1 protein-coding gene is annotated in these 264 nt (G+C 30.3%); it reads right to left on the bottom strand.

Annotated elements, in window-relative coordinates:
- Window positions 1–264 (bottom strand): hypothetical protein (locus NE668_RS09835; protein ID WP_256196795.1); only part of this gene is annotated, 264 nt, incomplete at both ends.

The raw sequence follows: 264 nt of genomic DNA on the forward strand, positions 1-264 counted from the left end.
TGGAAATCTGTCTTCAATATCAATTATTTCAAACAAATTTAGTGGCAATTCTTTTTCATCAATTAGAGTAAGATATTCATTAACAGCTCTACGGTCAATCATAATTTTTCCATGACCAGCCCAATGTCGATTACTCTCCTTCTTTTTCAAACCAGAAATCCAGTATTCATCACCATTTTCAATGTCTATATAATTTGCGTAATTACCGTTATATTTCTGAAATGCATGGTTGTTAAAATAAATGGTTTTCTTGGTTTTTGAAGT

It is taken from the genome of Veillonella parvula (assembly GCF_024461875.1).
GTDB classification, from domain to species: domain Bacteria; phylum Bacillota; class Negativicutes; order Veillonellales; family Veillonellaceae; genus Veillonella; species Veillonella parvula_I.